The sequence below is a fragment of the Rhodoblastus sp. genome, assembly GCF_052145335.1.
Taxonomy (GTDB): Bacteria; Pseudomonadota; Alphaproteobacteria; order Rhizobiales; family Beijerinckiaceae; genus Rhodoblastus.
In genome coordinates this window covers 1-23,522 of record NZ_JBKQOU010000077.1, presented here as the reverse complement: position 1 = coordinate 23,522, position 23,522 = coordinate 1, and the positions used below count along the sequence as shown (strand labels likewise).

Genomic DNA, 23,522 nt, shown 5'->3' with positions numbered 1-23,522 from the left:
GAGTGCAACGATGCGGATTGGCATGATCGGACTGGGCCGGATGGGCGGCAACATGGCCCGTCGCCTTATGAAGGCGGGACATCAATGCGTCGTCTACGATCACTCCGCCCAGCCCCGCGAGGCGCTGGCCAAGGACGGAGCGACCGCATCCCACTCGCTGGCGGACCTGGTGAAACAGCTCGGCGACAAGCCGCGCGTGATCTGGCTGATGCTGCCCGCCGGTCTGGTGACCGAGGAAACGGTCACAGCGATCGCCGCTTTGCTGGAGCAGGGCGACATTATCGTCGATGGCGGCAATTCTTTCTACAAGGACGACATAAGCCGCGCCAGAAAGCTGGCCGAGAAGAATATTCGCTACGTCGATTGCGGAACATCCGGCGGTATCTGGGGCGTTGAGCGCGGCTATTGCATGATGGTCGGCGGCCCCAAGGAGGCGGTTGATTTTCTCGACCCGATCTTCTCGGCGCTGGCGCCCGGCTGCGGCGACATCCCGCGTACGCCCGGCCGCGACAAGGGCGATCCGCGCGCCGAGCGCGGCTATATTCACGCCGGGCCTTCGGGCGCCGGTCATTTCGTCAAGATGGTGCATAACGGCATCGAGTACGGCTTGATGCAGGCCTATGCCGAAGGCTTCGAGATCCTGCGCAACAAGGATTCGACGGACCTTCCCTCAGGCGAACGCTTCGAGCTGAACCTGGCCGACATCGCCGAAGTCTGGCGGCGCGGCAGCGTCATTTCGTCCTGGCTGCTCGACCTTGGCGCGGCGGCTCTGACGAAGGATGCGAGCCTCGAAAACTTCTCCGGCTATGTTCAGGATTCCGGCGAAGGCCGCTGGACCGTCGAGGCGGCGATAGAGGAATCGGTTCCCGCGACTGTCCTCTCCACCGCGCTCTACACAAGGTTCCGCTCGCGACAAACGCATAGTTTTGGCGAGAAGCTGCTTTCGGCGATGCGGTTCGGTTTCGGCGGCCATGTCGAAGGTCAGGAGCCCATTGATCCGGCGTCGAAGACTGCGACCCGCCGGCAAGCTTCGAGATAAAGCCATGGCCAGCATGGATCAAACCCAGACTGCGCAAATGGTGGCGCAGATGATGTCGTCGCCGCCGCGCCGCGCCCCGAGGCCGGCCGATCCCTGCTCGATGGTGCTTTTCGGCGCCACCGGCGACCTGACGCACCGGCTGGTGATCCCGGCGCTCTACAATCTTTCCCGCACCAACGCCCTGCCGGAGAGTTTCACGCTGATCGGCGTGGCGCGGGGGAACATGACGACGGAGGATTGGCGCAACGATCTTTACGGTTCGTTGAAAAAATTCATCGGCGCCGCCAATGCCGAATTCGATCCCGACAACATCGATGCGGGGGCGTGGCGACGGCTTGCCGAGAAAATGATCTATGTCCGGGGCGATCTGACAGAACCGGCGCTTTACGAAAGGCTGCGCGGCGCCCTCGACCAGGCCGAACGGGACAACAAGACACAGGGCAACGCGATCTTCTATCTGGCCATCGCCGCGCAACAGTTCTGCACGGTCGTGGAGCAGCTTTGCAAGGCGAAGCTGGTCGAACAACCGCTGGAGGCGAACGGCCACGCAAAATTCTGGCGGCGCGTGGTGATCGAAAAGCCCTTTGGCCATGACCTGGATTCGGCGCGGAAATTGAACGCGCGGCTGCGAAACATCCTGCACGAAGACCAGATTTTCAGGATCGATCATTTTCTCGGCAAGGACACGGTCCAGAGCATCATGGCCTTCCGCTTCGGCAACGGCCTGTTCGAACCGATCTGGAACCGCGACCGCATCGACCACGTGCAGATCACTGCAGCGGAAACGGTCGGCGTGGAGACAAGGGGCAAATTCTACGAGGCTACAGGCGCGTTGCGCGACATGCTGCCCAACCATCTGCTGACCCTTTTGTCGATGGTGGCGATGGAGCCGCCCGTCGGCTTTGACGCCGCGACCATTCGCTCGAAAAAGGCCGAAGTGCTGGCCGCCATTCCCGAGGTGAAGCCCCATCGCGCGGTGCGCGGCCAATATGGCGCCGGCGAGGTGCTGGACAAACCCGCAAAGCCCTATCGGCAAGAGGCGAATGTCGCGCCGGACTCCAACATCGAAACCTATGTCGCAATGCGGCTTGAAGTCGACAATTGGCGCTGGGCCGGCGTGCCGTTCTACCTGCGCACCGGCAAGCACCTTTCGCAGCGCGTGACCGAAATCGCCATCCGCTTCAAGCAGGCGCCCTACACGCCGTTTCAGGAGACGCATGTCGACGCGTTGCGACCCAACTGGCTGCTGCTGCGCATCGCGCCGGACGAAGGGATTTCCCTGCAGTTTGAAATCAAGCGGCCGGGCCCGGCGATGGATCTGGCCTCGGTGAAAATGGATTTTCGCTATAACGACTGGTTCCCGAAGGAGGCCAATGTCGGCTACGAGACGCTGATCTACGACGTGATGATCGGCGACCAGACCTTGTTCATGCGCGCCGACATGGTCGAGCAGACCTGGCGCATCGTGCAGCCGGTGCTCGACGCCTGGGCCCCCGGGAGCGCTGCGGAAATGCCCGCCTATCCCTCCGGCAGCGCCGGCCCGAGCGAAGCCGCCGCGCTTCTGGCGCGCGACGGAAGATCCTGGCGGCCGATCGACGACGCGGGCTCGGGACAACCATGACCGCGCAAACGCGACAACCCGCGACGAAAATCTGCGCCTTGCTCTCCGACGTCGACGGCTCGTTGGTCAGCGACGACAAGAAATTGACGGCGGACGCGAAAAGCGCTGTCGCGCGGTTGCATGAAAACGGGATCATTTTTTCGCTGATCAGCAGCCGTCCTCCGCGTGGCTTGCGCAAATTGATCGAAACCCTCGAAATCTCGGCGCCGGTCGCCGGCTTCAATGGCGGCGCCTTGACCGGCCCCGACCTGACGCCCATCGCCGAGCATGTCTTGCCGCCTCAAACGGCGCGGCGGGCGATCGCTCTTCTGGATGCGCACAAGGTCGAGGTCTGGATATTCAGCGGAGCGGACTGGCTGGTTCGCGATCTGGGCGGCGCCTATGTCGGGCTCGAACAACGCACGGTCGAATTTCCGCCAACCCGCGTAGACGCTTTCGAATGGGCTTTTGAGTCATCGGCCAAGATTGTCGGGGTCAGCGAGGATTTCAAACTTCTCGACCACTGCGAAGAGGAGTTGCGCGCCGCGCTCGGGACGCAGGCGAGCGTCTCGCGGTCGCAAGCCTACTACCTCGATATCACGCATCCCCTCGCCAACAAGGGCGACGCCATGTCGGAAATCGCCAAGCTTCTGGGTGCGCCGGCGGCCGAGATCGCAGTCATCGGCGACGGGGCCAATGATGTCGCCATGTTCGAGAGAAGCGGTCTCGCCATCGCCATGGGCAATGCCGCGCCGCAGGTGCAAGCCCGCGCGGATTTCGTGACCGCCAGCAATCGCGACAACGGCTTCGCCAAGGCGGTCGAGCGGTTCATTCTCAATCGTGTTGGCGACGGCCCGGCGGGAGAACGCCAATGATCGCGCCTTCAAAAAAGTTTTCGCTGGTCCTCGCGGATGTCGACGGCACCCTCGTCACTTCGCGAAAAACCCTGACTTCGCGCGCTATCGCCTCCGTGAAGGAGCTCAATGACGCCGGGATCGCTTTTGCGATCACCAGCGGCCGGCCGCCTCGCGGGATGGCGATGCTGATCGAACCGCTGACGCTGCGTACCCCAATCGCCGGTTTCAACGGCGGCGTGCTTACCCATCCCGATCTCACCTTGATCGAGAGCCGCAGTCTCGCTCCGTCCGCCGCGCGCAAATCTGTGGAGTTGCTGCTGGATGAAGGTCTGGACGCCTGGGTTTACACGCAGGATGAATGGCTGATCCGCGACCCGAAGGCGCCGCATGTGGCGCGCGAAACGGCGACGGTGAAATTCGCCGCCAAGGTCGTGCCGCGCTTCGAGAGCGCGCATCTCGCCCATGCGGCAAAAATTGTCGGCGTCTCCGACGATCCCGATCTGATCGCCGCGGCCGAGTCGGGGCTGAGGAAAAGCCTGGAGGCGAAAGCCAGCGTCGCGCGTTCGCAACCCTATTATCTCGACATCACCCATCCCTGCGCCAACAAGGGGGCGGTTGCGGCCGATCTGTCGAGGCTGCTGGAAATTCCCGCCGAAAGAATCGTTACCATCGGTGACATGCCGAACGATGTGCTGATGTTCCGCAAGGCGGGGTTTTCCATCGCCATGGGAAACGCCAGCGACGAAGTGAAAGCGCAAGCCAGCGCGGTGACCGACAGCAATGACGCCGAAGGCTTCGCCAAGGCGATGCGCCGGTTTGTCCTGGGCCAATCGGAACAGGACTCGCGCTCGCATCCCGCCGGCATGTCATCGCGAAGGAGAGCATGATGGCCTCCAGCTCGCAGGTGGGCGCAGCGCCCGTTTCCCGACAGCGGCTGGAAATTCTGGCCGATCCCGAAACTCTGGCAAAACGGGCTGCGGATTGGCTGCTGGACGTCGCAACGTCGGAAGCCGGGATTTTTAGCGTCGCTCTCTCGGGCGGCTCCACGCCACGCGCGCTTTATGAACTCTTGGCTGGACCGCCCTATCGCGACGCTTTTCCATGGGCGCGAAGCCATTTCTTCTGGGGCGATGAACGGTTCGTGCCGCATGATGACCCGCAGAGCAATTTTCGCATGACGCGCGAGGCGTTGCTTTCGCATGTTCCAATCCCCGCGGAAAATATCCATCCTGTCCCCACGCAGGGTTTCAGCCCGGAGGCCGCCGCCGCAGCTTACCAACGCGAACTCATGACGTTCTACGGCGCCGAAAAGCTCGACCCCAAAAGGCCCTTGTTCGGGGTGACGCTGCTGGGGCTGGGCGCGGACGGGCACACGGCCTCGCTGTTTCCAGGCGCCGCCGCCCTCGCGGAGCGCAGGCGCTGGGTCGCCGCCGTCACCGACGCCAAGGGCCTCGCGCGCATCACGCTGACCTATCCGGCGATCGAGAGCAGCAGACGGGTGGCGTTTCTGGTGGCGGGGAAGGAAAAGAACGCCATTTTTGCGCGCCTTCGCAGGGGCGACGGCGCCTTGCCCGCGGCGCACGTAAATCCAGTCGGCGACCTTTGGCAGTTCGTCGATGCCGCCGCAGCGCAGGCGCTGGGCTGACTATCGCCGATTTCCTGGAGTTTCTTGAAAATAAGATTGTCGCCACACTTGGCTATAGCCGATATTGCTGCTTCACTCCGAGTGGGCCCGCCGGGCGAATATGAATCGGAAAGTCATGTTCAAGAAAACCAAAAGCGCGCGACCCGCCGACCCTGCTTCGAGCGAGAGCACCGAAAGCGAACAGATCGCACAAAACGAGGCCGAACTGCGCTACGACGAGGACGATGACGATTCCGGCGAAGGCTCAGCAGAAGAAACCGCGCGCTACATCGCTGACATGATTGGCGCTCTCGCCCTCATGGCTGGCGAAGCGCGGCTCGACCTTCTGACCTATCTCTTGAACATGGCGCGAGTCGAGGCTGAATTGCAGGGCCGCCAGAGCGAGGAGCCCGGCGAAGATTTTTAACTCCGCCAATTGCGATCGATCAGCGAGACGCGGTCGCCGCCATGCCGCTCGATGCGGCCTTCGATCTCCAGTTCCTGAAGTATAAGGCGAATTTCACCGGCCGAACAGGCGCTGGCGCGGGCCAGATCGTCCATTCCGATCGGCGACGGCCCCAGCAGGTTCTCAACGCGTTGGCGCGGCGGCGCTTCGGGCTCCGGCAAGGGCTGCGGCGAATCGTCGGCCTTGGCTTCGCGATACGGCGCCGGCGCCAGGTAGCCGACCTGGGATTCCAAACCTTCCAGTTCGTCCCACAAAGGCTCGTCGAAGGGGATCGCGTCGGGCTCGAAAAACAGGTCGTAGCGTGTGGCGCCGCGCGCCGCCAAGGGCGCCAGCAGGTCGATGATCTCGCTGGCGCCGCAGCAGAGATAGGCCCCCTCGCGGATGAGGTCATTGGCGCCTTCCGCGCGGGGATCGAGCGGCGAACCCGGCACGGCGAAAACCTCACGGCCCTGTTCCTGGGCGAAACGCGCGGTGATCAGCGAACCGGAGCGGCGCGCCGCCTCGACGACCACGACGCCCAGCGACAGGCCGGAGACGATACGGTTGCGGCGCGGAAAATCGCGGCCGCGCGGCTCGTAGCCGAAAGGCATTTCCGAAACCACCGCCCCGGTTTCCGTGATCTTCTCGATCAGGCCAAGGTTTTCGGGCGGATAGGGCCGGTCGAGCCCGCCCGCCAGCACGCCGACCGCGCCGGTCGCCAACGAAGCCCTGTGGGCGCAGGCGTCGATGCCGCGCGCCAGACCCGAGACGACGCCAAAGCCGGCGGCGCCAAGCGCTCGCGTCAGTTTTTCGGTCATCGCCAGACCGGCCGCCGAGGCGTTGCGCGATCCCACCAGCGCGACCATCGGCTTTTCAAAAACCTCCGGGCGCCCGCGCAAAGCGATCATCGGCGGAGGCGCTTCGATGGCGCGCAGGCCCGCCGGATAGTCCTTTTCGCCGAGGGCGATGAAACGCGCGCCAAACTTCTCCGCCGTTTCCCATTCACGGAGCGCGCTGTCGCGTGTCGCCATCTTGATGGGGCGGCCCTTGCCCTTGCGGATCAGTTCCGGCAAGGCCGCCAGCGCCTGGGCGGCGCCGCCATGGCGGTTGAGCAAGCTGTGGAAGGTGCGCGGCCCGACATTTTCGCAGCGGATCAGTTGCAGCCAATCCAGCTTCTGCTCGGTCGTCAGACGCCGGTCGCTCATTTCTTCTCGCCGATACGTCCTTCGGTCCCGGCGCGCAGGCGGGAAATGTTTTCCCCATGTTTCCGCCACAGGATCGCCGCCATCACGGCGATAGCCAGAGACTGCAAGGGAAGACCCAGCGCCCAAAGGACCAGGGGCGAGGCGGCGCTGGCGACCAGAGCCGAAAGCGAAGAGTAGCGTGAAAGCTTGGCCGTGGTCAGCCAGATCGCGGCGAAGGCGAGGCCTGCCGGCCAAGCCAGTCCGAACAGGCAGCCAACAAACACAGCGACGCCTTTGCCGCCTTTGAAATTCAGCCAGACGGGAAAAATATGGCCGAGAAAGGCGGCAAAGCCCGCGAGAACTCCCGCTGCGATGGAAAAATGCGAAAAGATCAGGACGGCGGCCGTCCCTTTCAGCCCGTCGAGCAACAAGGTGGCGGCGGCGATATCCTTCCGCCCCGTGCGCAAAACGTTGGTCGCGCCGATATTGCCGGAGCCGATGGCGCGCACGTCGCCCAGCCCCGCCGCCCGCGTCAGCAACAGGCCGAAGGGGATCGAGCCGAGAAGGTAGCCGACGACGAGCGCCGCGAGCGCCAGCGAGGGGGACGGCGGAACAAATGTCATGCGCTCTCCCCAGGGGCCGGGCCGCCATGCACGAACTGGCCGGCGACCATGGTCATCTTGACCACGCCTTGCAGTCGCGCCTCGTCGAATGGCGTATTCTTGCTGCGCGATTTCAGATCTTCTTTTTGCAACACGTAAGGCTCGTCAGGATCGAACAGGATCAGGTCCGCCGGCGCGCCTGTCGCCAACCGTCCCTGCGGCAAGCGTAAAATTTCGGCCGGACGGCTGGTCATGGCGCGCAGCAGGCTCGGCAGCGAAAGCTGGCCGGCGTGAACCAGCCGCAGGCCCGCCGCCAGCAAGGTCTCCAGCCCGATGGCGCCGAAATCGGCTTCGGCGAAAGGCAGGCGCTTGGTTTCGACGTCCTGCGGATTATGGTCGGAGAAGATGATGTCGATCAGGCCGCCGCCCACCGCCTCGACCAGAGCCAGCCTTTCCTCTTCGCGCCGCAGGGGCGGCTGGAGCTTGAGGAAAGTGCGATAGTCGCCGATGTCATTTTCGTTCAGGGTCAGGTGGTTGATCGACACGCCACAGGAGACGTTCAGCCCTTCGGCCTTGGCTTTGGCGATGACGTCGAGCGCCAGCGTGGTCGAGATCGGCGCGGCGCAATAACGCGCGCCGGTCATCCGCACCAGCCGGATGTCGCGGTCGAGCGCGATGGCTTCCGCCTCGCGCGGTATGCCGGACAGGCCGAGCCGCGTCGCCAGTTCGCCGGCGTTCATCACCCCGGAGCCGGCGAGATCGCGGTCCTCAGGGAAATGCACGATAAGAGCGTCGAAATCGCGCGCGTAAGTCATGGCGCGGCGTAGGGTCTGGCTGTTGCGGATCGAGTGCGAGCCGTCGGTGAACGCCACCGCGCCGGCTTCGCGTAAAAGGCCGAATTCGGAAATTTCCCGGCCTTCAAGCTGTTTGGTGACGGCGGCGGCGGGCAGGACGCGGACGCGCCCGTGGTCGCGGGCGCGGCGCTTGAGAAAATCCACCACGGCGGGATCGTCGACCGGCGGATGGGTTTCCGGACTGGAGATGATCGGGGTGACGCCGCCGGCCGCCGCGGCGGCGGTGGCGGTGGCGATGGTCTCGCGAAATTCCGCGCCCGGTTCGCCGACGAAAGCGCGAAGGTCGATCAGGCCGGGAGACAGGACTTCGCCACGGCAATCAACGACAGCCAAACCTTGCGGCAGGCTCCCCGCCGTCACACCGGAGCCGAAGGCCTTGATCGCGCCGTTTTCGACAAGCACGCCCCCGCGCAGTTCGACGCCTTTTTCAGGATCGATCAGGCGGGCATTGACCAGGGCGAGCGGCGGGTGGGGTTTAATCTGCACCATGGCTTTCGATAGCGCGCGGGATAAGTTTGGGCAATCGCCGGCAAGGCCGTTTTTTTGCCGAGCCTGACGTTTGACGCCCGCCCCGCGCGCCGCTAACAGGAAGTCGGCCAGTGGGGCCATGGGTTTTTTGCGCGATGGCGGTCTATACGGATGTCACGGACGAGGCTTTGTTCGCCTTCCTCGCTCCTTATGATCTCGGGGCCGCCCTGTCCTTCAAAGGCATAGCCGAAGGCGTCGAAAACTCCAATTTCCTGCTGCATTGCGAGCGCGGGCGCTTCATCCTCACCCTTTACGAAAAGCGGGTAAATTCTGACGATCTGCCGTTTTTTATCGGTCTGATGGAGCATCTGGCGGCAAAGGGCCTGTCCTGCCCCCTGCCTGTCAAGAACAGCGAAGGCAAGGCTCTCGGCGAACTCGCGGGGCGTCCCGCCGCCATCGTCACCTTTCTTGACGGCGTCTCCACCCGCAAGCCGCAGACGTTTCATTGCTTCGAGACCGGCAAGGCGCTGGCGCAATTGCATCTCGCCGGCCAGGGCTTTCCGCTGTCGCGCCCCAACGCCCTGGCGCTCGACGACTGGGCGCCTTTGTTCGACGCCTGCCGCGCCGAAGCCGATAAGGTTTCGCCCGGCCTCGCCAATGAAATCGCCCAGGAACTCGACGCCTTGCAGCGGCAATGGCCCTGTGACCTGCCGCAGGGGGTCATTCACGCCGATCTATTTCCCGACAATGTGCTTTTCATCGGCGAAAAACTCTCCGGCGTGATCGACTTCTATTTCGCCTGCAACGACGCTCTCTCCTATGATCTCGCCATCTGCCTCAACGCCTGGTGTTTCGAGGCGGACGGTTCGTTCAACGCCACCAAGGGCCGCGCCTTGCTGCAGGGCTACCAGAGCCTGCGCAAGCTCGACCGGGAAGAGCGCCTTGCCCTGCCCATCCTGGCGCGCGGCGCGGCATTGCGCTTTCTCCTGACGCGGCTCTACGATTGGCTCAACGTGCCTCCCGGCGCCCTGGTCAAGCCGAAGAACCCGCTGGAATATCTCGACAAGCTTCGCTTCCACCAGATGATCGACCATGCCGGCGAATATGGCCTGAGCGAATGACGAAACGCGTAAAAATCTGGACCGACGGGGCCTGTTCCGGCAATCCCGGCCCCGGCGGCTGGGGCGCCATTCTACAGTTCAATGGCGTCGAGAAGGAATTTTGCGGGGGCGAAGCCGCGACCACCAACAACCGCATGGAATTGATGGCGGCCATTTCGGCGCTTGAGGCGCTGACCCGCCCCTGCGCCGTGGACCTGCATACGGATTCGCAATATGTCCGACAGGGCGTCACGTCCTGGATGCACAACTGGAAACGCAATGGCTGGCGCACCGCCGACCGCAAGCCGGTGAAGAACGACGACCTGTGGAAGAGGCTGGATGAGGCGTCCGCGCGCCATCAGGTCGAATGGTTCTGGGTCAGGGGCCATGCCGGCGACGAGATGAACGAACGCGCTGACGCCCTGGCCCGCGCCGGAATGGCGCCTTTTATTTCATCTCGCTGATCGCTGCGCGCTCAGCGAATACCTCGCATAAGCTCGGCGTCGCATTCGCTCCTAGCTGGTCCTCGGGTGTGAGGACCAGTGGCGCCTTATTTGCGCAAGAATGGGTCGTCATAAGGGAAAACTTGCCTCGCTCCAGCGTCTTTTGCTAGATACGCGCTGGAGCCCCGGATTGCGGGGCGGGGCGGCAAACAAAGCGGACACATGATGGCCAAGCCAATATTCGCCCCGGCGCGTTATTTTCTTCTGCTCGCCGGGTTGTTGATCCTGTTGCTCGCCGGCGCTTCGGGCGCTCGGGCGCAAAGTTGCAACGAAGACCTCGCGGTTTTCGGCAAGAAGCGCAATACCGAGATCGAGGCGCTGAACGCCATTTCCAAATCCCATGGCGGCAAGCTCGATCCAGTCGGGGCCTGCCCGCATTTTCGCGCCATGGGCGCGATCGAGAGCCAGATGCTGGCCTATCTCACCAAAAACAAGGAATGGTGCAACATTCCCGACGATTTCATCAATGGTTTCAAAGCCAACACCGAAAAGACCGCGGGGATATCCAAACAGGCCTGCGAACTCGCCGAGAAGGTCAAGAAGATGCAGAGCCAGGGCGGAGGGCTCGCCGGAGGCGGGAACCTGCCGCCGCCGCCCAAACTGCCCGCCGGGCCGCTCTGATCCGTGGGCGCTCCGGCGCCTCGCGTCAGAGAAAGCAGCGCAACTCTGCTGCCGGATGCTGGCGCCTCGAACATCTGGCGTCGCCTGCCGGCGAACTGGCTGCCCTATATCCAGCTCGCGCGGCTCGACCGGCCGACCGGCTGGCAACTGCTGCTCGCGCCCTGCCTTGATTCCTCCTGCCTCGCCGGCGTCTATAGCCTGCAAAAGCCCGATTACGCGCAGCTTGCGCTGTTCTTCCTCGGCGCTGTCGTCATGCGCGGCGCGGGATCGACCTTCAACGACCTGATCGACCGCAACATAGACGCCAAGGTCGAGCGCACCCGCGGCCGTCCGCTGCCTTCTCGCCGGGTCAGCCCCCGCGCGGCGGCTCTGTTCATGGCGGCGCAGGCTCTCGTCGGCCTAGCCGTGCTGTTGAGCTTCAATGGTTTTGCGATCGTACTGGGCCTGTGCTCGCTGCTGCCGGTGGCGATCTATCCCTATTTGAAACGAGTCACCTCCTGGCCGCAGGCCATGCTTGGCCTGGCTTTTTCCTGGGGAGCGCTGATGGGCTGGGCGGCGCGGACCGGCGATCTCCGCGCGCCGGCCTTGTGGCTCTATGCCTCGTGCATCGTCTGGACCATTGGCTATGACACGATCTACGCCCTGCAGGACAGCAAGGACGACGTCAGCGCCGGCGTCAAATCCACCGCCCTGCTGTTTGGCGCCCATGTGAAAATCGCGGTGTCGCTGCTTTATCTGGCGGCGGTGCTGTTCGCCGAAATAGCTTTGATCGGCGCCGGCGCGGGATTTTTTGCGCATCTCGGCCTGATCGCCTTCGCCGTTCAGCTGGCCTGGCAGGTGAGACACATCGATGGGGCCAATGAGGCGATGGCCCTGAGGCTGTTCCGCTCCAACGGCCCCGCCGGTTTTTTGCTTTTCGGCGGCCTGCTGGCGGAAAACATGCTGTTTTATTTGGTGAAATGAACCGCCAACCTCAGCAGGCGTCATTGCGAGCGACAGCGAAGCAATCCAGGCCAAGGCCACAAGCTCGCTGTGTGGATCGGCAGGAAGCTTTAACTTTGCGGACCAACTTGAATCATTTAGACTGGATTGCTTCGCTCTGGCTCGCAATGACGGGGTGAGAGGTCGGCGCAAAACAAACCGTTCGGGTTGATCACGGCGTTTTCGACCCGAAAAGGCTTTAGCTCGCTGCCAACCCCTTCACTCGTAGCAGACGATCTCGCGTTCGCGGAAAACCGCCATCACGCGCCCGTTCGGTCCCGCCTTGCGAAAGGCGGAAATCTTCGAGCGCCGCTGTTTCAGCGGCCAGCCGCGTTTGCGCGGCTGAACGGCGCCCAGGGCCAGCTCGCCCAGGCTGCGGTCGAGGACGGTTATTTTCTGATCGAGGCCAAGCGTCAGGCGCGGCAGCTGAAAGAATTGCGCCCAGGCTTTCCATTCCGGCGCAATCTCGTTTTCGCTCCTGGCTTCGGCCAGCGTCACCGTCAGATCGGGATCCCGATGATCGAGCGTGACGCGATAAAAGCATCCGTGCGCATTTTCCACCATCGCCAGCGAAACGCCGCGAAACGCGCGGATCGGCAGCGCCAGCCTCATGCGCACGCCCGCCACGCGGCGGTCGATGGCGATCGCGTCGGCGGCGATCGAAATCTGGCGCTGCCCACCGTCGGCGCGGGGATCGCGGGCGATCAAATTCGCGGTCGCTTCGGCTTGATGCGTCATCTTGAAGGCTCCAGTCCGCAATTTCAGGCTTTCACGCCATCCTTGTCGCCCTGGACCGCCCAAAGCCCGGCTAAAGAAATAGGCGGCATTTTATCTAATCGGCGCTGGCGCCCGGCTTGGCGAAAGCCCGAATAAAAGAATCGTTCAAATTGTCGGCAATCCAGCCAGAAGCCAGCGCTTTTTTGCACAAGCAAATGGCTTGCGCCGGCGCGGCGCGGCGTTTACAGGAAGGCTCCTTCTTTAGACCTAGGCCGCGCCCTTGCCCGATCTTTCCGCCTATGCCGCCATTCTGCCTCGCATCGAGGCGATTGTCCGCGAGGCTGGCGAAATCGCGCTAGAGTTCTTCCGCCGAGGCGCGAAGACCGAGGCGCAGGTAACCCTCAAAAGTTGCGGCTCGCCGGTGACCGAGGCGGATCTGCGCATCGACCGCTTTTTATACGACCGTCTTTCGGCGCTGGCCCCGGAGGTCGGCTGGCTGTCGGAAGAAACCGTGGATTCGCCCGATCGTCTCTCCCGCGAGGCCCTGTTCGTCGTCGATCCGATTGACGGCACGCGCGGCTTCATGGGCGGCGACCCCTGTTTCGCCGTCTGCGTCGCTCTCGTGATCGGCGATCGCCCGGTTTACGGGATCGTCCACGCCCCGGCGCTCGCCCAGACGTTCGTCGCTTCGCTCGGCGGCGGCGCGACGCTCAACGGCGCGCCGATCGCGGTTTCGTCGCGCCAGGATCTGACCGGCGCGCGCCTGGCGGGACCGGAACACCTGCACCGCATCCTCGCCGGTTCCGGCCTTGCTTATGTGAGACAGCCGCGCCTGCCCTCGCTGGCCATGCGGCTGCTGAGCGTCGCCGACGGCGAATTCGACGCCGCGCTGGCGCGCGAAAATTCCAGCGACTGGGATATTGCCGCCGCCGACCTGATCCTGAATGAAGCAGGCGGCGTCCTGACCGATTTGCAGGGGCGCGCGCCATCCTATAATCGCGCCGCGACGAAACACCCCGTCCTCGCGGCGGGATCGCCCGGCCTGCACGCCAAATTGATCGCAGCTGCGACCGGCGGCGCGGTCAAGAGCCCGCAGGCGTAACAATCCGCCCTTCCTGAAAACTGAAATTGCTACGGAGATTCGCATGAGCCACGAAGTCGAAACCAAACAATTGCTGCACCTGGTGTTTGGCGGCGAATTGCAGGATCTCTCCACCACCGAATTCAAGGATCTGAGCAAGATCGACATGGTCGGCGTCTATCCCGACTACAAATCCGCCCATGCCGCCTGGAAAGCCAAGTCGCAGTCGACGGTGGACAACGCGCAGATGCGTTATTTCGTCGTCCATCTCCATCGCGTGCTCGACCCCTCCGAAGATTGAGCTGTCCGGAATCCGCCAAGTTACTTGGTCCCTGCCCGCGGAAATCATGCCGCGATCGCGATGGCGGCAAAAATGCGTGGGGGATAAAGCGCAAATCCTCGCGGATAAAAGCCGCCGCCGCCTTTTTGCCGGAAACGGCGATCATTAAGCTCGGTCTCGGCGAACTCTTAGTCTTGGGATCCGGAGGAGCTAAAAATTTGGCGGGGGAAAGCGTGAAGCGCCGATGCGATTTTTTCGCACCCAGACTTCACGCGCGACGGATGAGACACAAATTGCAATGAAGACCGAGGTATTTCTGCCCGTCTACCGCGCCGCCGCCAGCGGGCTCGCTCCGATGAGCGGCCTGTTCCTGTGGCGGCGCGCCAAGCGGGGCAAGGAAGACCTGAACCGGCTTGGCGAGCGTCGCGGCGTGGCCGGCCTGCCGCGCCCGGAAGGCCGGCTGGCCTGGCTTCACGGCGCGAGCGTCGGCGAGGGACTGGCTTTGCTGCCGCTGGTCGACAGGCTGATCGCCAAGGGGTTTCATGTGCTGGTCACCAGCGGCACGGTGACGTCCGCACGCATTCTCGCGCAACGGCTGCCTTCGGGCTCCAGCCACCAATATGTGCCGCTTGACGCCCCGAAATTCCTCGAGAGTTTTCTGGACCATTGGCGACCCGACCTGTTCGTGCTGGCGGAATCGGAAATCTGGCCGAACACTATCTGCGCCGTTCATGCGCGCAACATTCCGATCACCCTGGTCAACGCCCGCCTGTCGCCGCGTTCCTTCGCACGCTGGCGGCGGCTGCCGGGCTTCATCTCCGCCCTGCTCGGCAAGATCGATCTTTGCCTGGCGCAGAGCGGAGACGACGCCGCGCGTCTGCTGCAACTCGGCGCGCCGCGGGTAAATGCGGTCGGCAATCTCAAATATGACGTCGAAGCGCCCCCCGGCGACCCCGTGCGTCTCGACGCCCTCTCCCGGCAGATTGGGCGGCGCCCGGTTTGGATCGCCGCCTCGACCCATGCCGGCGAAGAGGCCCTGGCCATGCGCGTGCACAAGCAACTGGCGCAAAACTTCCCCGACCTGCTGACCATCCTGGCGCCGCGCCACCCCGATCGCGGCGCGGAAATCGTCGCCGCCGCGCGCGCCGCCGGAATGGACGTCGCGCAGCGCTCGCTGGGCGAGCCAATCGGCCCGGCGACCCAGATCTATGTCGGCGACACGATGGGAGAACTGGGCCTGTTCTATCGCCTGTCCAGCGTCATTTTCGTCGGCAAGTCGTTGGTCGGCCGTGGCGGCCAGAATCCGATCGAGCCGGCGAAACTCGGCTCGGCCATTTTGCACGGACCCCATGTCGGCAATTTCATCGACGTTTACGCCGCGCTGGACGAAAAAGGCGGCGCCATCGAGGTCAAGGACGCCGAAACCCTCGCCGGCGTTCTCGCGGCGCTGTTCACCGATCCGGCTTTCCTGCGCCGCACGGCGGAAGCTTCGCGCGAAACCGTCGGCGCGCTCGGCGGGGCTTCGGATAAAATCATGCTGGCGCTCGAACATTATATCGCCCACATGATTGTATCCGAGCAGTAGGTGTTTTTCGCGAAAAATGCTTCTGGCTTCGGCCGGGGGCGGCGTCTAATCTAGTCCTTCTTTAAAAAAGCGAGGGACCATGCGCGCGCCGGATTTCTGGTGGTCCGCCAAGCCAGGCCTGTTTGGCCGGCTGATGACCGCTGTCCTGTCGCCTTTTTCAATGATTTACGGACGCGCGGTCGTGCGCCGCATGGGTCGGACCGGGTCGAAGGTTAGCGCGCCGGTGATCTGCATCGGTAATTTCGTCGCCGGAGGCGCCGGCAAGACGCCGACCGCGCTGGCGATGGCCAAATGGTTGAAGCGCGCTGGCGAGACCCCCTATTTCCTGTCGCGCGGCTATGGCGGAGCGCTGTCGGCCGACGGCGGCGCCCATCTCGTCGACCGCCGCCGCCATTGCGCCGCTGAAGCCGGCGACGAGCCTTTGCTGCTCGCCCGCGTCGCCAATACGGTGGTGGCGCGCGACCGGCCGACCGGCGCCATGCTGGCGCTCGCCGGCGGCGCCAGCCTGATCGTGATGGACGACGGCCTGCAAAACCCCAGCCTGCGCCGCGACTTCACCCTGGCGGTGATCGACGGCGCGGTCGGTTTCGGCAACGGACGGCTGCTTCCCGCCGGCCCCATGCGCGCGCCGCTCGACCTTCAGTTGAAAATCACCGACGCCGGCCTGGTGATCGGCGAAGGCGAGGCCGGCAAAAGGGCCGAGGCGCTGCTCGCCAAGGCCGGCAAGCCGGTGTTCCACGGCAGGCTGGCGCCCGACGCCAACGCCGCCCTGCGCATGCTGGGCGCGAAGGTCGTGGCCTTCGCCGGCATCGGGCGGCCGCAGAAATTCTTCGATTCGCTGGAGGCCTGCGGCGCGAAACTGGTCGCCCGCCACGCTTTTGCCGACCACCATCCCTATCGTCTGGCCGAGATCGCCGCCTTGCAGCGTCAGGCCGAGGCTCTGGACGCGCTGCTGGTGACGACGGAAAAGGACATGGTCAAGCTCTCGGCCTATCTGCACCTGCTGCGGCCTAAACTGCCGCTTCCCGAGGCGCTGCCGGTCTGTCTCGTCGTCGACGAGGCCGAGCCTTTGCGGCAAATGGTGCTACACGCGCTGGCCAATTCCCGCGAGGCCGGGCGTTTTACGGGGCAGGTGGATATTTAGAAGCGCGCGTCAGTTCCCGCGCTGTCCTAGCTGCTTCAGCCTTAAAAGCTTCGCTTCCGGGCCAGCGTAGGCTTCCTGGCGATCGACGTTCCAGTAGCGCAGATCCTCGACCGCGATATGCGCGCCGGTTGCGGCGCAGACGACATAGGCGCCCGGCCGCTTGATCTTGTAATCGCCGTCGAGATATTCGATTTCGGCCGGTCCGCTCGAAGCGACGCGGCGATCCATCCGGTTCATGCGCGGATCCCGTTCCACCCCGGTTCAAACTTGGGGCCAATTCCATGTAACGCCGATGACGGCGCGCTTCAATCCCGGAATAGTTCTAAATGCCAAATCCCGAATCCGGCTCGGTCTCGACATCCTCGCCTTCCGGGGCCAAATCGGTTGGCCGCGGGAGGCGCACCAGTGTGACGGTGCAGGGCGCCTGGGCGCCGATGCGCGCGGCGGTCGGGCCGATGGTGCGGCGGATCGGTGAACCGGCGCCGATCACCATCTGGTCGACATGATTTTCGCGCGCGAAATCGATCAGCGCCGCCGCCGGGTCGGTCGCCTCGAGCACATGCGCCGTCACCTGTTCCGGCAGAAGCCCGAGGTCGTTGGCCCAGGCGCGCACGTCCACCAGCCGCCGCACATGCAGGTTGGCGCCCTGCTCGTCCTGCGGGCTGTCGAGGCGCAGCCGGCTGGTCTTGATGACGGTGACGCAGGCGAGACGGGCGCCGGGCGCGGTCTTCATGATCCGCCCCGCCGTCTCGCGCAAAACTTCGGCGAGAGGCGCATTGGCTTCCGAGAGATCGACCGCCGCCATGACAATGGGCGCGCTGGCCCGGCGTGACGCCTTGGAGCGGGTAAAGCGGCTGGGCGAGAATTTCTGCATCCACCAGCGCCGGCGCGCGACCAGCCAGGAATCGGCTGAAAACTTTTCCGCCCGCTCGGTCAGTTGAATTTGCTCGGGATTGGCGAGATCGAGCGCCAATTGCGCCGCCGTGGCGTAACGCTTGTCCGCCTCCGGCTCCAGGCAATGCAGGATCACCTCCTGCAGCCAGGGCGGACATTCGGGGTTGAGCGAATGCGGCGGTTCGGGGTCGCGCCACAGCCGTCGGGCCAGGCCGGCCTTTTTGCGCGGATAGCCGAACGGCCTGACGCCAGTAAGCAGATAATAAAGCACCACGCCGAGCGCGAAAATATCGCTGCGAGGGTCGCTGCGGTCGCGGGCGATCTGCTCAGGCGACAGGTAGGGGCCGGTGCCGATCGGCACGCGAAATTCCTCGGCCAGCAGGTCGGGCAGGAGATCGTGACGCGAAAGGCCGTAATCGATCAGCGTGATTTCGCCGTTCGGCCGCCGCATGATGTTCGATGGTTTGATGTCGAGATGGATGACGTGCTGGCGATGCAGATCGGCCAAGGCATGGGCGACGCCTATGCCGATCTTGGTCACTTCAGCGACCGGCAGCGGCGCGTGGTCAATCCGCGAGAGCAGCGACTCGCCTTCGATCCGCTCCATGACGATATAGGGTTTTTTGCTGAAATCGCCGGAAGCGATGAATCGCGGCGAATGTGGGCCGGTGAGCAGCGGCAGGATCATCTGCTCCATTTCGAAGCTGACGATGGCGGTCGCGTCGTCGCCGTCCTGCACGATCGGCGCCTTGAGAATGGCCGGCGGCGACATATCGTCGCGGGTGACCCGCCAGATATGGGCCATGCCGCCGACATGCAGCCGCTCCATCAGGCGGAAGCCGTCGATGACGTCGCCCGGGCGCAGATCGGAAAAGGCTGGGGTTTCGCTGATTATGACGCGACTCCTTTGACGAAACCTAGCCCAGCCCCGAGATTGACGCCATAACCCTAAGGAATCGGCCCAATTTGAACAGACACAGGGTGTTTTCCGCGCAAAGCTGCGCTAGAAGGGCGCATAATCCTTGCGGGGAGTGCAGATCATGACGCCTAAAAAAATTCTGGTCGCCCAGGGCGGCGGCCCTACCGCTGTCATCAACCAGTCGCTGGCCGGCGTCGTGCTCGAAGCACGCAAATTCCACGGCGTCAGCCGCGTCTACGGCGCCCATCACGGCGTGCGTGGCATCGTCAACGAAGACCTGCTCGATCTGACCCAGGAAACCAGCCACAATCTGGAAATGGTCGCGAACACGCCCTCCTCGGCTCTAGGCTCTACCCGCGACAAGCCCGACGCCAAATATTGCCACGAGATTTTCAAGGTTTTGCAGGCGCATGGAATCGGCGCGTTCTTCTATATCGGCGGCAACGATTCCTCCGATACGGTGCGCATCGTCAACGAGGAGGCGCTCAAGGCCAATTATCCGCTGCGCTGCGTCCATATTCCCAAGACCATCGACAACGATCTGGTCGGCAACGATCACACCCCCGGCTTTCCTTCCGCCGCGCGCTTCGTCGCCCAGGCTTTCGCCGGCGCCAACCTCGACAACGCAGCCCTGCCCGGCGTCTATGTCGGCGTGGTGATGGGCCGCCACGCCGGCTTCCTCACCGCGGCGTCCGCGCTCGGCAAGAAATTCCCCGAGGACGGACCGCACCTCATCTATGTGCCGGAACGGGTGTTCGACATCGACAAATTCCTCGCCGACGTGAAAAAGACCTATGACCGGCTTGGCCGCTGCGTGATCGCTGTGTCCGAAGGCATTCACGACGCCGAGGGCGCGCCGATCATCACCAAGCTGGCCGAGCAGATCGAGCACGACGCCCATGGCAATGTCCAGCTTTCCGGCACCGGCGCCCTGGCCGACCTTTTGTGCGAGGAAATCAAGAACAAGCTGAAGATCAAGCGCGTACGCGGCGACACCTTTGGCTATCTGCAGCGCTCGTTCATCGGCTGCGTTTCCGACGTGGACCAGCGCGAGGCGCGCGAAGTCGGAGAAAAGGCGGTGCAATACGCCATGTGGGGCGAGCACAGCGGCTCGGTATCGATCAAGCGCACCGGCTACTATTCGGTCGATTACGAACTGGCGCCGCTCGAAAGCGTCGCCGGCAAGACCCGCGTGATGGAGGATGAATTCATCGCCTCCTGCGGCACCGACGTCACCGACGCCTTCCGCCTCTATCTGCGGCCGCTGCTCGGCTCGAAAATGCCTGACGCCTTCCGCCTGCGCCCCAATGCGGTGGCCAAGGTCCTGCACAGGGGCTGAACCCGGATCGCACAGTTGAAAACCTGTACGATCTGGTCAGGAGCGGATGCGACGCCGAGCTTATGCGAGGGATTCGGGGACCGCGACAGGTCGCGGCAACCGAGAGAAAAAAGTGTAAATGCGCAGGTTTGGCTGCATCAGCCGAACCGGCGCGGAACGGATTCATGCGCTGTTATTTCATCAATCTCGACCGCGAGGAAACGCGCCGCGCCCATATGGAGCAGGCGCTGGCCGGTCTTGATTTCGAGCGCGTCACGGCGATCGACGGACGACTTGAGCCGCCGACGAACAAAGGCCTGACGCGGTTCGAACTCGCCTGCCTCAACAGCCATCGCGCCGCCTGGTCGAAATTTCTCGCGACCGCCGCGCCCTTCTCCTGTTTCCTCGAGGACGACGTGCATTTTTCGACCGGCTTCGCCGAATTCGTCGGCGAGGAAGACTGGATTCCCGCCGACGCCGACGCAGTGAAACTTGATACTTTCTTCAATCCGGTGATGCTGGGGCGCCCCGTCGCAGTGGCGAAGGGACGCCGCCTCGCCCGCCTGTTCACCCGCCACGAAAGCTGCGCCGCGTATATATTGAGCAGGAAGGGCGCCGAGACCTTTCTGCGCGCGACGGAAAATCCGACGCTGCCCGTGGATTACATCGTCTTCCCGGAAGACCCCGCGAAACATCGGCTGATTCTGTACCAACTGGCGCCGGCGGCGGCTATTCAGGATTCGCTCTATCTGCGCCATTACGACCGGGGCCGTAATTTCGCCAGCGCCATCGGCAAGCTCGACGTGGCCAAGCCCGCCGGCAAGAGGCGGAAACTATCGTTCACGCTGCGGCGCGAGGCGGAGCGTCTATATCGCCAGATTTTCAAGGCCAAGAGAATGATCGTCAATCGCGTGGGACGCGGGCTGCGGCCCGAAATCGTGCCGTTTCAATAGGGTTCGGGGGAAACCATCGCAAACCTCATTGGCGACTTTTTCACCATCCTGAAATCGGGGCAGTTTCGCCACGCCGATTACGCCTGGCTGCACTTACGCTCGCGCTATCTGGCGCCTTTCGCCTTGCCGCATTACCTGCTGGCCGGCGAGGCCAGCGGCTTCCGGCCGACGCCGTTGTTCGACCCGGATTTTTTCGCCCGCCACAACGGCGACGTCGAGGGCAATGCCTTCGCCGCCTTCCTGCGTCGTCCGCTCGGCGCGCCGGCCTGCGAAGAATTCGATGAAGCATTTTACGCCGCGGAGAATTCCGATGTCGCGGCGAGCGGACAGTCGCCCTGGACGCATTGCCAGACGCATGTCCTGTCCGAGCTTCGCGATCCCTCGCCGCGCCTTTCCAGCGCTTTCGTCATGATGGCCTATAACGCCAAACCGAATCGCCGCGCCCGCGCTCTGATGAAACTTTTCGAGGAAAGACGAGGGTCCCGCCGCGTCGCTTTGCCCTTGCTCGAACGAGAACTGAAGGAAAACCAGGCGCGCTTCCACGCGGGCATCACGATGAAAATTCTCGTCGGCGGGCCGAAGCGCAAGGACAATCTGGTCTTCGTCCAGACCGATGGGCGCCATCCCCCGCAATTGCACGACGCGTCCCGAAATTACGACCTGCTGCTGAATTATTATGCGCCGCCAAAAGAGCCGCCAGCGCCCGCCGAATATGTCGTCGTGCAGAGCGGCACCAAGGTAACGGCCATCGATAAATTGCTCGCCGAGCGGCCGGAGATTTTGACGCAATATGATTATGTGCTGTTTCTCGACGACGACATCGGTCTTTCCGCGCAGGACATCGACCGGCTGTTTTCGGTCATGCGCGACGAAAAACTCGATCTCGCCCAGCCGTCGCTGACGCCGGATTCTTATGGCTCCTTCCCGGCGCTCTATCGCAAGAAAGACAGCCCCGGATTTCGCCGGGTTAATTATGTGGAGATCATGGCGCCGGCTTTTTCGCGCCGGGCGCTGATCGCCAACAAGGATAGTTTTTCCAGATCGATCAGCGGTTTTTCCGTCGATGCGCTGATCGGGGCGCAGACCACGCGGCTGTTCGGACCGACGATAGCTGTGGTTGACTCGGTCGCCGCCGAACACAAGCGCAGAATCGATCTCGACGGCGGGGCGCTCTATCGCTTTCTGACAGCCCAGGGCATCGATCCCCGCGTTGAAATGCACGTGCTGGAGGCCCAAGCTGGGCTGGAGCACGGGCTGAGGGAAGTTTAGAGGCCCGGCGCGGATGCGCTTCGTCCGAAGCCGGCTCGAATCCGACCTACATGACATTGGCCGCGGACGCCTCATATCGATCCGAGGCAGGCGTCAGACCTGATCAGCGGTCGTCTCTTTACCGACGCGAACCGGCCCCCGCCCGCTGCGGCGTCAGGACATGCCCGCGCCTCCGCGAGCATCCCTACTCATCGGCATCGCCATTTTCTTCCAATCTCCTGCGCAGCGACCTCATGACACTATGCGTCGTCTCAATGTCCTCGACCGGGAGGCCTTCGGAGAGCTTGTTGATCCATGGGGCTTGCAAACGCATGGCGGCGTCGAAAACCTGTCTCCCTTTGTCCGTCAGTACGACAAGTTGCGCCCGACGGTGATGCGGATTGGCCTCGAATGAGACAAGCCCTTCTGCCTCGAGGTCGTTCACGATGCGCTGGATGTTCTGGCGGTTGGCTCCCATGTCGCGCGCCAGCCATGCGACCGGCTGCGGCCGCTCCACCGCGACGATGCTGCCGAGAACCTGCCAGCGGGAGCTGGTCAGGCCAAGACCGGCGACCAGCCTGTCACCTGCCGTAAGAATGCGGCCGCTAAGCCGAAAGAGGTCGAGAACCAGATCGGTCAACGCCTTTCCGGCCGGAGTTCGCTCAACATCAGTCATTTGTCACCATCGAATTGTATTGACAATATGATGTCAATTATGCATAAATCAATCATACCAAATTGACATCATAGCGCCATAGAGGATGGAGGTCGTTATGTTGCAATTGCGCCCGATGGATCCCGCCTTTCCACTCGAACGTCAGTTGGGGAACGACGTCTCCCCCGTCGTGCTCGTGAATATCTTCACGCTGGCAAAGGACGACGAGAAGGCCTTTCTCGAGGTCTGGAAGGACGACGCAGACTTCATGAAGCGGCAGCCGGGCTTCATCTCGACACAGCTCCACCGCGCCGTTGGCGAAAGCCCGACCTATCTCAACTACGCGGTTTGGGAATCGACGGCCGCCTTCCGAGCCGCATTCACGCATCCTGAATTCGTGGCGAAGCTTTCGGCATACCCGTCGTCGGCAGTCGCCATCCCCCACCTTTTCCAGAAGGCCGCTGTGCCGGGCATCTGCCTCGCGTGATCGAAACACGCTTTCGCGAAAGGGAGATATTCCATGCTCAAAATCGTCTATCCAGTGGCCGGCGGCGTCGCCCTTCTGACGATCGCCACTTTTTGGGTCTCGACGGTTATTAGCGAACTGTCCGGGTCTCGGGCGCTCATCGCGAGCGTCAAGACGACAATACCCTGGGGCTTCCTGTTGCTCGTTCCAGCCTTGGCGGCGGCGGGCGGCACGGGCGTGTTGATGTCGAAGGGGTAGCGGGTTGGCCTGGTAGGAACCAAGTTCAAGCGCATGCCGTTCATCGCAGGCAACGGCATTCTCCTTCTCATCCCCTCAGCGCTGTTTCTTGCATCCAAGGCTAGCGCCGGTGAGTTCGACACGAAC

26 protein-coding genes are annotated in these 23,522 nt (G+C 63.3%); 19 read left to right on the top strand and 7 right to left on the bottom strand.

The genetic code is table 11. The features are described 5' to 3' along the window. The first annotated feature begins 10 nt into the window (after window positions 1–10). From gnd to ACLP2E_RS05615, 6 genes are all read left to right on the top strand, one after another. Window positions 11–1,039 (top strand): phosphogluconate dehydrogenase (NAD(+)-dependent, decarboxylating), encoded by a 1,029-nt coding sequence (gene gnd, locus ACLP2E_RS05640; protein ID WP_442463110.1) that lies wholly within the window; start codon window positions 11–13, stop codon window positions 1,037–1,039. Window positions 1,040–1,139: 100 nt separating this feature from the next. Continuing rightward, entirely contained in the window at window positions 1,140–2,660 is a 1,521-nt protein-coding gene (zwf, locus tag ACLP2E_RS05635) for a glucose-6-phosphate dehydrogenase (RefSeq protein ID WP_442463124.1), read from the top strand. Beyond that, the gene (locus ACLP2E_RS05630) at window positions 2,657–3,514 is read left to right on the top strand and encodes an HAD family hydrolase (RefSeq protein WP_442463111.1); all 858 of its coding nucleotides are present in this window, start codon (window positions 2,657–2,659) and stop codon (window positions 3,512–3,514) included. Before zwf ends, ACLP2E_RS05630 begins: the two co-directional genes overlap by 4 nt. Then, a complete protein-coding gene (locus ACLP2E_RS05625; protein WP_442465379.1) occupies window positions 3,511–4,383 on the top strand; it encodes a Cof-type HAD-IIB family hydrolase in 873 nt (290 codons plus the stop codon). Before ACLP2E_RS05630 ends, ACLP2E_RS05625 begins: the two co-directional genes overlap by 4 nt. Continuing rightward, window positions 4,383–5,141, top strand: a complete 759-nt coding sequence (gene pgl / locus ACLP2E_RS05620) for a 6-phosphogluconolactonase (RefSeq protein WP_442463113.1) — start codon at window positions 4,383–4,385, stop codon at window positions 5,139–5,141. The genes ACLP2E_RS05625 and pgl overlap by 1 nt, the downstream gene beginning before the upstream one ends. A gap of 115 nt (window positions 5,142–5,256) precedes the next feature. Continuing rightward, window positions 5,257–5,547 carry a hypothetical protein gene (locus ACLP2E_RS05615; protein ID WP_442463114.1) on the top strand — a complete coding sequence of 97 codons (291 nt, stop codon included), beginning with the start codon at window positions 5,257–5,259 and terminating at the stop codon, window positions 5,545–5,547. Here the strand turns inward: ACLP2E_RS05615 and dprA are convergent. Genes dprA through pyrC form a run of 3 tightly spaced genes read right to left on the bottom strand, consistent with a single transcriptional unit; the run spans window position 5,544 to window position 8,694 of the window. Further along, window positions 5,544–6,770, bottom strand: a complete 1,227-nt coding sequence (gene dprA / locus ACLP2E_RS05610; RefSeq protein WP_442463115.1) for a DNA-processing protein DprA — start codon at window positions 6,768–6,770, stop codon at window positions 5,544–5,546. The two genes, ACLP2E_RS05615 and dprA, sit on opposite strands and share 4 nt — an antisense overlap. Next, window positions 6,767–7,372, bottom strand: coding sequence for a glycerol-3-phosphate 1-O-acyltransferase PlsY (gene plsY, locus ACLP2E_RS05605; protein WP_442465378.1), 606 nt, complete (start codon window positions 7,370–7,372; stop codon window positions 6,767–6,769). Before plsY ends, dprA begins: the two co-directional genes overlap by 4 nt. Continuing rightward, window positions 7,369–8,694, bottom strand: a complete 1,326-nt coding sequence (gene pyrC, locus ACLP2E_RS05600) for a dihydroorotase (RefSeq protein WP_442465377.1) — start codon at window positions 8,692–8,694, stop codon at window positions 7,369–7,371. Before pyrC ends, plsY begins: the two co-directional genes overlap by 4 nt. A 134-nt stretch (window positions 8,695–8,828) precedes the next feature. Here pyrC and thrB point away from each other — a divergent pair, with 134 nt between their 5' ends. The 4 genes from thrB (at window position 8,829) to ubiA (ending at window position 11,860) form a co-directional block, all read left to right on the top strand. Further along, window positions 8,829–9,794, top strand: coding sequence for a homoserine kinase (gene thrB, locus ACLP2E_RS05595; protein ID WP_442463125.1), 966 nt, complete (start codon window positions 8,829–8,831; stop codon window positions 9,792–9,794). Beyond that, window positions 9,791–10,237, top strand: coding sequence for a ribonuclease HI (rnhA, locus tag ACLP2E_RS05590; protein ID WP_442465376.1), 447 nt, complete (start codon window positions 9,791–9,793; stop codon window positions 10,235–10,237). Before thrB ends, rnhA begins: the two co-directional genes overlap by 4 nt. A gap of 204 nt (window positions 10,238–10,441) precedes the next feature. Beyond that, window positions 10,442–10,897, top strand: coding sequence for a hypothetical protein (locus ACLP2E_RS05585; RefSeq protein ID WP_442461826.1), 456 nt, complete (start codon window positions 10,442–10,444; stop codon window positions 10,895–10,897). 3 nt (window positions 10,898–10,900) lie between these two features. Then, window positions 10,901–11,860 carry a 4-hydroxybenzoate octaprenyltransferase gene (gene ubiA, locus ACLP2E_RS05580; protein WP_442465375.1) on the top strand — a complete coding sequence of 320 codons (960 nt, stop codon included), beginning with the start codon at window positions 10,901–10,903 and terminating at the stop codon, window positions 11,858–11,860. Window positions 11,861–12,097: 237 nt separating this feature from the next. Here ubiA and ACLP2E_RS05575 read toward each other — a convergent pair whose 3' ends face one another. Further along, on the bottom strand, window positions 12,098–12,616 hold the full coding sequence (locus tag ACLP2E_RS05575; protein ID WP_442465374.1) for a DUF6101 family protein: 519 nt from the start codon (window positions 12,614–12,616) through the stop codon (window positions 12,098–12,100). A gap of 259 nt (window positions 12,617–12,875) precedes the next feature. Here ACLP2E_RS05575 and ACLP2E_RS05570 point away from each other — a divergent pair, with 259 nt between their 5' ends. From ACLP2E_RS05570 to lpxK, 4 genes are all read left to right on the top strand, one after another. After that, a complete protein-coding gene (locus ACLP2E_RS05570; RefSeq protein ID WP_442461829.1) occupies window positions 12,876–13,697 on the top strand; it encodes a 3'(2'),5'-bisphosphate nucleotidase CysQ in 822 nt (273 codons plus the stop codon). A gap of 43 nt (window positions 13,698–13,740) precedes the next feature. Continuing rightward, entirely contained in the window at window positions 13,741–13,977 is a 237-nt protein-coding gene (locus ACLP2E_RS05565) for a DUF4170 domain-containing protein (protein WP_442461830.1), read from the top strand. Window positions 13,978–14,254: 277 nt separating this feature from the next. Continuing rightward, window positions 14,255–15,541: a 3-deoxy-D-manno-octulosonic acid transferase gene (locus ACLP2E_RS05560; RefSeq protein WP_442461831.1), complete on the top strand. Its 1,287-nt coding sequence runs from the start codon at window positions 14,255–14,257 to the stop codon at window positions 15,539–15,541. A 79-nt stretch (window positions 15,542–15,620) separates the two neighbouring features. Beyond that, window positions 15,621–16,685, top strand: coding sequence for a tetraacyldisaccharide 4'-kinase (gene lpxK, locus ACLP2E_RS05555; protein WP_442465373.1), 1,065 nt, complete (start codon window positions 15,621–15,623; stop codon window positions 16,683–16,685). A gap of 9 nt (window positions 16,686–16,694) precedes the next feature. On the opposite strand, the gene ACLP2E_RS05550 is transcribed toward lpxK, so the two are convergent. Beyond that, entirely contained in the window at window positions 16,695–16,922 is a 228-nt protein-coding gene (locus tag ACLP2E_RS05550) for a DUF2093 domain-containing protein (protein ID WP_442461833.1), read from the bottom strand. An 85-nt stretch (window positions 16,923–17,007) separates the two neighbouring features. Continuing rightward, window positions 17,008–18,408, bottom strand: a complete 1,401-nt coding sequence (locus ACLP2E_RS05545; protein ID WP_442461834.1) for a serine/threonine protein kinase — start codon at window positions 18,406–18,408, stop codon at window positions 17,008–17,010. A gap of 211 nt (window positions 18,409–18,619) precedes the next feature. On the opposite strand from ACLP2E_RS05545, the gene ACLP2E_RS05540 reads away from it, so the two are divergent. The 3 genes from ACLP2E_RS05540 to ACLP2E_RS05530 all read left to right on the top strand — a co-directional run bounded on the left by ACLP2E_RS05540 (window position 18,620) and on the right by ACLP2E_RS05530 (window position 22,038). After that, window positions 18,620–19,837 (top strand): 6-phosphofructokinase, encoded by a 1,218-nt coding sequence (locus ACLP2E_RS05540; RefSeq protein ID WP_442465372.1) that lies wholly within the window; start codon window positions 18,620–18,622, stop codon window positions 19,835–19,837. A gap of 164 nt (window positions 19,838–20,001) precedes the next feature. Further along, window positions 20,002–20,769, top strand: a complete 768-nt coding sequence (locus ACLP2E_RS05535) for a glycosyltransferase family 25 protein (RefSeq protein ID WP_442465371.1) — start codon at window positions 20,002–20,004, stop codon at window positions 20,767–20,769. A 123-nt stretch (window positions 20,770–20,892) separates the two neighbouring features. Then, entirely contained in the window at window positions 20,893–22,038 is a 1,146-nt protein-coding gene (locus ACLP2E_RS05530; RefSeq protein WP_442465370.1) for a DUF707 domain-containing protein, read from the top strand. Between the two features lie 184 nt (window positions 22,039–22,222). Here ACLP2E_RS05530 and ACLP2E_RS05525 read toward each other — a convergent pair whose 3' ends face one another. After that, the gene (locus ACLP2E_RS05525) at window positions 22,223–22,693 is read right to left on the bottom strand and encodes a MarR family winged helix-turn-helix transcriptional regulator (protein WP_442465369.1); all 471 of its coding nucleotides are present in this window, start codon (window positions 22,691–22,693) and stop codon (window positions 22,223–22,225) included. 97 nt (window positions 22,694–22,790) lie between these two features. Here ACLP2E_RS05525 and ACLP2E_RS05520 point away from each other — a divergent pair, with 97 nt between their 5' ends. Continuing rightward, window positions 22,791–23,159, top strand: coding sequence for an antibiotic biosynthesis monooxygenase family protein (locus ACLP2E_RS05520; protein ID WP_442462026.1), 369 nt, complete (start codon window positions 22,791–22,793; stop codon window positions 23,157–23,159). A gap of 33 nt (window positions 23,160–23,192) precedes the next feature. After that, on the top strand, window positions 23,193–23,396 hold the full coding sequence (locus ACLP2E_RS05515; RefSeq protein WP_442465368.1) for a hypothetical protein: 204 nt from the start codon (window positions 23,193–23,195) through the stop codon (window positions 23,394–23,396). Window positions 23,397–23,522: the final 126 nt, after the last annotated feature.